The sequence below is a fragment of the Pontibacter sp. HJ8 genome (assembly GCF_054824225.1).
The window spans coordinates 1-8,807 of record NZ_JSYF01000138.1; the positions used below are offsets into that span (position 1 = coordinate 1).

An 8,807-nucleotide genomic window follows, 5' to 3' on the forward strand; every position below is an offset into this window, starting at 1 on the left:
CGTTCTCAATGGCGGCAACCGGTTGCACCCAGTTCACATCCACCATCTCGTAATACAAGTGTACCTCCTCGTAGCGCTGCATCAGGTCGCGGAGCCTGTTGCGGTACTTGTCAAAGTCCGCGATGGTCAGCTCCCCTTTCACCCGAACGGCAAGCAGGTCATTCTGTGTTTCCGGCAGCACTTCCAGCATAAGCTCTTACAATCAGTTATATTAAGCAGTAAACTACCTCGTTATTACGCATATTTACTTGTCCTGTGACAAAGTCTCACCTGATTAAACAGGCATGCTATACCTGAAGAAATCCCAAAACACGTTCGCCATCTGCCCTTTTATGTATATTTTGCAGCAGCTATACCTTCACAAACACATCGCATGTACAAGAAATACCTCCTGCTCCTGCTGCTTTGCCTGAGCATGCTGGCTGCCGAAGCCGCCAAAGTGGATACGCTCATCATCCAGAGCCCTTCCATGCAGAAATCATTGAAAGCCGGGGTGGTGACGCCCGACAGCTACCGGAAGAAAAAGAACGGCCCCTACCCGGTGCTATACCTGCTGCACGGCTACAGCGGCAACTTCAGCAACTGGCTCAAAGTGCCGCCCCAAAAAGAGCTGCTTCAGGCGATGGCCGATAAATACCAGCTCATTATCGTAACTCCGGACGGCGGCTACAGCAGCTGGTACTACGACAGCCCCGTGGACAAAACCAGCCAGTACGAAACCTTTGTAGCCCGGGAACTGGTGCAGCTTATCGACACCAGATACCGCACGATCCGCGACCGCAATGGCCGCTTTATCTCCGGACTGAGTATGGGCGGGCACGGCGCGCTATACCTGGCGGCCCGGCACCCGGAGCTATACCTGGCGGCAGGCAGTATGAGTGGCTCTTTGAATGTGGCAGGTATAGAGCGACAGAACCTCTTGCCTAGTATAGAAGCGGTATTGGGTCCGAAACAGGAAAACCTGGCGCTTTACGAAGCCAACTCCATTGTAAACATGGTGCCGCAGCTCAAACAAAGCGGCGTGCAGCTGGTGATCGATTGCGGGGTAGATGATTTTCTGATAGAAGATAACCGCGAACTGCACCGCCGCCTGGTCGCGGAGAAAGTGGCTCACGATTACACGGAGCGGCCGGGGGCACATTCCTGGGCCTACTGGGGAAATTCGCTGGAGCATCACCTGCTGTTTTTCCAGAAAGCAAGAGCTTCGGCTCAGACCCAACAGGCACTCAGGTAGGTATAGCTTACCCAGGTATAGCTCTAAAATTTAAAACAGCCTAAGCAGCAAGCCGGTGCCGGAGCTGCCGCAAAACTTTGAGGATGCGTACCCGGGAGATGTCGTAGAACATGGCGACGACCAGAAGAGCGGCAGGCACAAAAAATAACCGGTACTGGAGCAGCGGATAGAGGTAGCCTCCGGCCACGGCTCCCGCCAGAAAGAACAGAATGATGACCAGCCGGAGCGTGATCCGTTGCTTTAGCCCGGGCTTCGATATAGCAGCTGGTAGCGTGGCAGTAGCCAGATCAATCCCTAAATCTGTGAATATACCTGTCAGGTGGGTGGTGCGTACTACCGAGCCGGAAATCATGGAGACCATGCTGTTCTGCAGCCCCATGGCAAAAAGCAGGCTACCCGCAAACATCTCCTTCATCACTTTGCTTCCATCATAGTTGCTCCCATAGATTGCATTCAGAACCAGTATGATGATCTCGGCAAGTATCGGGAGGGTATAAGCGAATACCTGGTTCCGGCCGATTCGGCTGATGAAGAAACTCGACGCAAAAGCGCCCAGCAAAAACAGGAACATCCAGAGGGCAATGATGCGGACTAACCGGTAATCTCCCTGGGCCATGCTCTCGGCTAAGTAAGCGGCGTGGCCCGTGACATTGGTTGTGAGCACAGCAAAAGCAAGCAGCCCGGCAATGTTCACAAAACCGGCCGTCAGGCAGAGGAGTGCCGCCAGCCTGATGTTGTGCCTGAAATTGCGCCGGTGCCCAGTGTGTCGTAGCATAGGCAAAAGGTAGGAAATTAATCCATTTCCTACCTTTTGCTTGGGTAATATCTTTTTGCTATATCTTCAGCGCTACTGCTGGCTAAATGCCGGCACTACCTGCAGGCATACCGGCTTCTGCACCTCCACTCTATGGCCGGTTGGGGTTAGTTTGCCACTTGCTTTGTCAATTTTATACGTAACGATGTTGTTGGAGCGCTCATTGGCCACCAGCAGCACATTGCCCGTTAGGTCGATCGTGAAATCACGGGGCCAGTCGCCGCCGGTGTCCTGGTGCTGTACCAGCGTCAGTTTGCCGGTGCTGCCGTCTATTGCGTATACCACGATGCTGTTATGCCCGCGGTTGGAGCCATACAGAAACTTCCCGTCGGGCGATACCTTCACAGCCGCGCAGGAGTTCTCCCCTTTAGAATCGGCTGGCAGCGTGCTAATGGACTTCACTTCAGAGAAGGTGCCTTTTTCACCGTCATAGGCCAGGGCCGTCATGGTAGAGTTAAGCTCGTTGATCACGTAGGCGTAACGCCCCCCGGGGTGGAAGACCATGTGACGCGGGCCTGCACCGGGTTTAGTTGCAAAGGCAACAGTAGGCTCGTTGGGCGATAACGCTCCTGTCCGGGAGTCCAGGCGATAACCCAGCACCTGGTCTATACCTAAGTCAACTGCAAAAACATATTTGCTATCGGGGCTTTGGCCGATGTAGTGCGCATGCGCAGCCTCCTGCCGGTCTTTGTCCGGACCTGCTCCTTTGTGCTGCTGCACACTTTGCGTTTCACCCAGGGAGCCATTTTCCTGTACAGGAAAAGCAGCCACGTTTCCACCCATATAATTGGCGACCAGCACCGTTTTACCAGCATTTCCAAAAGAGATGTGGCAGGGCGCGCCGCCCTCCGACGGCACCTGGTTGAGCAGCGTCAGGTCGCCCGTTTGCCGGTCTACAGCAAAAGCGCTCACAGCCCCGCTATTTTTGCCCTGGTAATCGCCCGTTTCGTTTACGGCATACAGGTAGCGCCGGGCTTCATCCAATGCCAGGTAAGAAGGATTTGGACCGGCTTTGAACCCTTTCACGCGTGCCAGTTCACCTGTTTCCGGGTTCAGGTTGTAGAGCCAGATTCCTTCCTGGTCGGGGCCGGCATAAGAGCCTACATATACCATTGCGTTTGCATTCGTTTGTTCCGTTTGATCCGTGGCGACTTCTTCTGTTTGATTTTGCTCTCCCCCGCCCGAGTTACAGGCCGTGAATAGGAAAGCCATACCTGTTACTCCTGCCATAGCCAGCTTTCTCAGGCTAGACCGGTTCCCGTAATCGTTGTATCTGTATCTCATATAAGTTGGTGTATACCTTGGCTGATCACTCTAAGAAACAGAAAAATCCGAACATGACATACTACCTCCGACGGTTTTATATTGCAGGCTTTATATTACCCTGTCTCAGAAGCTAGCAACTTAGCCTATCCGGTCCTGGTTATATCTGGCAGGTACCCTATTGCAATCCTCCTTCCGAAATATTACTTTGCAGCTTCGCCTTTACAACAACCTTTTATACCACCAACTTGTCTTCGGTTTTCGCTACCTACATTGAGCTGGGCTTTCATCATATATTTGATTTCAAAGCCTACGACCACATGCTGTTCCTGCTGGCTTTGAGCGCCATTTATACCCTGAGTGACTGGCGGCAGGTACTCGGCCTGGTCACCAGCTTCACCATCGGCCATTCCATTACCCTGGCCCTTTCGACGTTCAACATCATCCGGTTTGATGCGGACCTGATCGAATTCCTGATCCCGGTGACCATACTGCTTACCTGCATCCTCAACTTTTTCAAGATGAAAAGCGCGGCCTCCCGGCAACACCCGATCTGGTCGCTGCATAACCTGCTGGCGGTTGGGTTCGGCCTGATCCACGGCATGGGCTTTTCTAATTTCCTGAAGTCGATGCTGGGTCGCAGCGGCAGTACCTGGCAACAATTGCTGGCTTTCAACATAGGGATAGAACTGGGCCAACTGCTGATCGTAGGCGCTCTGCTCCTACTAGGCTTCCTGATCCTAAACCTGTTCCGGGCCAAAAAGCGGGACTGGATCCTGGTGCTTTCGAGCGCAGCAGCCGGCATTTCGCTGATCATGATCCTGGAAAACAATATTTTTTAAGCACGAAGCCTTCAAAATTAACCTTAAACCGAACCTTCTACACTCACCCTATACCTGAATGAAAAACCTGATCAGAGGGTTGGCACTCTTCGGGCTGATAGCCGGTCCGCTGGCTGCCATGGCCCAGGACACGAAGTTTGCACAACTCGGGCAAGAGCTGCCTACTCCTAACACCTATCGTACTGCCTCGGGCGCACCCGGCCACCAGTACTGGCAGCAGCGCGCCGACTATACCATCAAGGTGGAGCTGAACGACGAGAACCAGTCCATTACCGGCTCTGAGATCATCACCTATACCAACAACTCCCCGGATGTGCTCAGCTACCTGTGGGTGCAGCTGGACCAGAATATCTACGAACCCAAGTCGATGAGCAACCTGACGCAAACAGGTTCGCTGCAGGACAAGATGTCTACTTCCGCAGTAGAGCACCTGACCCGCGAGGCCTTTGACGGCGGCTACAAGATCAAAGCGGTGAAAGACCGTGGCGGCAAGGATCTGAAGTACACCATCAACAACACCATGATGCGGATCGACCTGCCAACGCCACTGAAGCCGAAGCAGTCCTATACCTTCAGCATCGACTGGTTTAACTACATCAACGACCAGAAAGCCCTGGGCGGCCGCGGCGGTTACGAGTTTTTCCCGGAAGACGGCAACTACCTCTACGAGATGGCCCAGTGGTTTCCGCGCATGGCCGTGTATGACGACGTGAACGGCTGGCAGCACAAGCAGTTTTTGGGCAGCGGCGAGTTTGCCCTGCCCTTCGGTGACTACAAAGTGAGCATCACAGTACCGGCCGACCACATCGTGGCTTCTACGGGTGAGCTGCAGAACGCCAGCCAGGTGCTGACTTCGGCGCAGCAAAAGCGCTTTGCGGACGCCGCAAAAGCCGATAAGCCAACACTGATCGTAACACAGGAAGAAGCGACACAGGCTGAAAAGGCAAAATCCAAAGACAAAAAGACCTGGGTATACAGCGCCAAAGCCGTACGGGACTTTGCCTGGGCAAGCTCCCGTAAGTTTATCTGGGATGCGATGGGCGTGAAGGTGGGCGGCAAAAACGTGCTGGCCATGTCCTACTACCCGAAGGAGGCAAACCCGCTCTGGGGACAATATTCTACCGAATCGGTAGCGCATACCCTGAAGGTATACTCCCGGCATACCATCGACTACCCCTACCCGATCGCGATCTCGGTGCACGGCCCGGTAGGCGGCATGGAGTACCCGATGCTTTCTTTCAACGGCTACCGCCCCGAGGCAGACGGCACTTATTCTGCCAACACCAAGTATGGCCTGATCACGGTGATCATACACGAAGTTGGACACAACTTTTTTCCGATGATCATCAACTCGGACGAGCGCCAGTGGACGTGGATGGATGAGGGCCTGAACACGTTTATGCAGTACCTGGCGGAACAGGAATGGGAGCGCAACTACCCTTCGCGCCGCGGGGAGCCTGCCAATATAGTAGAGTACATGAAAAGCGCCAAGAACACGCAGGTACCCATCATGACCAATTCCGAGTCGGTGTTGCAGTTTGGTAACAATGCCTACGGCAAGCCGGCCACCGCCCTCAACATTCTGCGCGAAACAGTGATGGGGCGTGAGTTATTCGATTACGCATTTAAAGAGTATGCCAACCGCTGGGCCTTCAAACACCCGATGCCGGCTGACTTCTTCCGTACGATGGAGGACGCTTCCGGCGTGGACCTGGACTGGTTCTGGAGAGGCTGGTTCTACACTACGGACCATACCGATATTTCGGTGGAAGGTGTGAAGTGGTATACCATTGACTCCCAGAACCCGGATTTTGTAAGTACCCAGAAGCGAGCCGAGCAGAACAAAGCACCCCATACGCTTTCGCAGCAGCGCAACCTGCAAGCTATACCTAAAACCCGCCTGGACGAAAGACCCGAACTGAAGGACTTCTACAACAGCTACGACCCGCTGGCAGCAACTGCCTCCGACAAGGAGAAGTACCAGAAGTTTTATGCGGCCCTGTCGCCTCAGGAGAAAAAGGCACTGGATTCGGGCCTAAACTTCTACGAAGTAGGCTTCAAGAACCTGGGCGGTCTGGTGATGCCCCTGATCGTGCGTATGGAGTTTGAAGACGGCACAAATGAGATCGTGAACATACCGGCTGAGATCTGGCGCTACAACAACGAGGAGATCACCAAGGTTTTTGTAACGGAAAAGCCGGTTGTCAGCTTCACGCTGGATCCGCTCCTGCAGACGGCTGACACGGATCTGTCGAACAACAGCTATCCGCGCCGTATGGCTCCTTCCCGCTTCGATATTTTCAAGCAGAACCGCCAGCAGCCAAATCCGATGCAGCAGCAGCGTGAGGCAAGCAATGGCAGCTCTGTGAAGTAAGCTATAAGTAGAGTCAGAGCTCTATCCCTCAGGGGAATTAAACAAAACATCCCTGGATTTTAGGTAATCCAGGGATGTTTTGTTTCAGGTATACCTGTGCTGCTATACCTGCTGTGTAGCTTTAGCTTCATCAGACTCCAACCTGCCGTTGTTTCATCGCTTGGCTTGGCCAGCCGGGCCTCACTTTTTTTCTTGACAAAAATCGAGGGCCCCTATCCCCAAAGTAAGCAAAAAAGTCAAGACGCTCCAAACTCGCTGACCGCTCGAACAGTGGAGCGTCAAGTAATGCACATGGCAGATGTCTTTGCTTTGTAGTAGAAGTTGTAAGGATGTCTTGCTATACCTGCTCGTTATACCTGCCCGCTATACCTGCTGCTACAGGGCTTATACCTGATGAACAGCAGTAGCAGAAAGTCCCTCTTGGAAGGGGGAAGGGGGATGATAATCGTGCACCTACAGGGAACGACAGCTACAACGCCTATACCTTTCCAGCAGTAACAGCAGGCTCCCCGCCTTAGAAAAGGAGGGGCAGGGGTGGTTGGATCCGGGACTGCTATTTATCTGTTCCAACTATATTATAAAGTCACTATAATGCCGCAAGCTTGATGTCAGCGCAGCTTGTGACATAAGGAAGCATAAGTACCCAAAATACAGGGACATAAAAAGGCCCCGGATCAGCTCGATCCGGGGGCCTTTTCATTGAAGGTATAGCTTCTCTTCTATACCTAACCAGCCATATTTATAAAACAATTTAACAATCAACAATTTAACAATTAACCCTACTCCATATCATACTTGTTTACAAACTGCCGCTTGACGCGGTCTCCTTTCCGCACAAATGGCCGAATGATGAGGCGGGTGCCATTCTCGTAGGTAAAGAACCGGTAAGCCCAGTTACTGAGTACCATCAGCTTGTTGCGGAAGCCTACCAGCGCCATCACGTGCACAAACAACCAGACAAAAAAGGCTATGAATCCTCCTAAATGGATGTTCTTGGGTAGGTCGGCTACGGCCTTGTTGCGGCCAATGATGGCTAGCGATCCCTTATCAAAATACTCAAACGGCTCCAGTTTCTCATTTTTGATCAGCCGCCTCAGGTTCTTAGCCAGCAGCTTGCCCTGCTGAATGGCCGGCTGCGCCACACCCGGATGCCCTTTTGGCCATTTTTCCGTTTTCATCAGGGCGATGTCGCCTATCGCAAAGATGTTGTCAAAGCCGACGACCTGGTTGTAGGGGTTTACCAGAATGCGGCCCCGTTCAATCGCTTCGGCTGGCAGCCCGTCGATCAGGGCGCCCTGCACACCGGCCGCCCATACCAGCGTTTGCGTCTGGATCTGCTCGCCGCCTTTGAGCGTGGCTACATAGCCATCATAGGATTCGACCAGGATATTTAACTTCACATGGATGCCCATCTCCTGCAGGTACTTGAGCGTTTTGGCGCTGGACTCGGGTGACATGGGCGGCAGCACCCGATCCATCCCTTCGACCAGGTATATGTTCATTTTATTGAAATCTACCCCAGGGTAGTCGGTTGGCAGGATGTGCTTGCGCATTTCGGCCAGTGCCCCGGCTGTCTCCACACCGGTAGGCCCTCCTCCTACAATCACGAAGTTGAGCAGGCCTTGCTGCAGCTCCGGGTCTGAGGTCATGCTGGCCTGTTCAAAACACTGCAACAACTGGCTGCGCAGGTTCAGGGCATGCGGTATCTGTTTCAGCGGGAACGCATTTTTCTTTACTTCTTCGTTGCCAAAGTAATTGGATTTGGTACCGGTCGCGATCACCAGGTAATCGTAAGGCAGATCCCCGACGAGCGTGGAGACTGTTTTGGCAATCGGGTTGACGCCGCTCACCTTTACCAGCCGGAAGTGAAAATCCTGGAATTCATCGCTGCCAAACATTTTACGTAGCGGCTCCGCAATAGAGTCCGGCTCGAGGCCGGCTGTGGCTACCTGGTATAGCAGTGGCCAGAAACCGTGGTAGTTCTGCCGGTCGAGTAGCACCACCTGGAAATCTTTGCATTTGAGTTTCTGGGCCAGGTTTATTCCCCCGAATCCGCCGCCAATGATCACAACGCGCGGTTTGGTGGTGTCGGGTATGTTCAGTGATAATTTATCTATATCAAGCATAAGGTGAATTTTATGTTCTGTATGACCATACTGTTGGGCCCGCAAACAGGGCTACTTCAGTATACGCTTCTTTCTATATTGTGGGATAACGCAGCCATCAAATGTTGGTTACTTTGTGTGCAATTGATCCGCGGCAAACAACCTTTTTATTCAA

Annotated in this window: 7 protein-coding genes; 3 read left to right on the top strand and 4 right to left on the bottom strand. The window is 53.0% G+C overall.

Annotation, left to right across the window (positions count from 1 at the left end; translation table 11 throughout):
- The coding region (locus OB13_RS07440) for a SpoIIAA family protein (RefSeq protein WP_461489526.1) at positions 1–190 on the bottom strand (190 nt) is incomplete at its 3' end.
- Between the two features lie 183 nt (positions 191–373).
- On the opposite strand from OB13_RS07440, the gene OB13_RS07445 reads away from it, so the two are divergent.
- On the top strand, positions 374–1,234 hold the full coding sequence (locus OB13_RS07445) for an alpha/beta hydrolase (protein WP_461489527.1): 861 nt from the start codon (positions 374–376) through the stop codon (positions 1,232–1,234).
- A gap of 40 nt (positions 1,235–1,274) precedes the next feature.
- Here the strand turns inward: OB13_RS07445 and OB13_RS07450 are convergent, their stop codons facing one another.
- The gene (locus OB13_RS07450) at positions 1,275–2,009 is read right to left on the bottom strand and encodes a YoaK family protein (RefSeq protein WP_461489528.1); all 735 of its coding nucleotides are present in this window, start codon (positions 2,007–2,009) and stop codon (positions 1,275–1,277) included.
- A 72-nt stretch (positions 2,010–2,081) separates the two neighbouring features.
- On the bottom strand, positions 2,082–3,332 hold the full coding sequence (locus tag OB13_RS07455) for a lactonase family protein (RefSeq protein WP_461489529.1): 1,251 nt from the start codon (positions 3,330–3,332) through the stop codon (positions 2,082–2,084).
- A 227-nt stretch (positions 3,333–3,559) separates the two neighbouring features.
- Between OB13_RS07455 and OB13_RS07460 the strand changes: the two genes are divergently transcribed.
- Complete coding sequence (locus OB13_RS07460) at positions 3,560–4,153, top strand: HupE/UreJ family protein (RefSeq protein WP_461489530.1); 594 nt, start codon at positions 3,560–3,562, stop codon at positions 4,151–4,153.
- 58 nt (positions 4,154–4,211) lie between these two features.
- Positions 4,212–6,527: a M1 family metallopeptidase gene (locus tag OB13_RS07465; RefSeq protein ID WP_461489531.1), complete on the top strand. Its 2,316-nt coding sequence runs from the start codon at positions 4,212–4,214 to the stop codon at positions 6,525–6,527.
- Between the two features lie 779 nt (positions 6,528–7,306).
- Here OB13_RS07465 and OB13_RS07470 read toward each other — a convergent pair.
- A complete protein-coding gene (locus OB13_RS07470; protein ID WP_461489532.1) occupies positions 7,307–8,653 on the bottom strand; it encodes an NAD(P)/FAD-dependent oxidoreductase in 1,347 nt (448 codons plus the stop codon).
- Positions 8,654–8,807: the final 154 nt, after the last annotated feature.